Annotated in this window: 1 protein-coding gene; it reads right to left on the reverse strand. The window is 50.2% G+C overall.

Going from position 1 to position 428, the window contains the following annotated elements:
• Positions 1-428, reverse strand: a 428-nt coding sequence (locus ACTJJS_RS33530; RefSeq protein ID WP_440668410.1) for a hypothetical protein, incomplete at both ends; no start/stop codon positions are given.

Consider the following 428-nt stretch of genomic DNA (forward strand, 5'->3'; position numbering starts at 1 on the left):
TATCCCTGTTATAAAGCGCTGTCTCCACCGGGCGGTTCAGATCATCATAAAAGGTCACCAACCACTGGTTTAACGCTCGCTGGTTGGCATCCCTGGTAAATACCAAGCGGTCACGCACGTCATACACCATTTCTATTATGCCTGCACCAGGGACCTTTTTGGTGACCATCCGGTTTCTGCCATCGTAGCTATATTGAAAACACAGGCCATCAGCGATAACAGTCGTATTCCAGCTACCGGTGATCTTCTCCACGCCTAACGGCGGAATCACAAAACGCAGGTTATTCAGGTCATCATAGATATAATAGGTACACAGCCATCCCATATGGGCGGCGCCGGCGTTACCAGCTGCCCGGATTTTTTTAAGTACCACCCGGCCGGATTTGTCTTTATATTCCGCCACCTGGCCACCGTCTTCATCTGTTGTC

It is taken from the genome of Chitinophaga sp. 22308 (assembly GCF_052045305.1).
Taxonomy (GTDB): Bacteria; Bacteroidota; Bacteroidia; order Chitinophagales; family Chitinophagaceae; genus Chitinophaga; species Chitinophaga varians_A.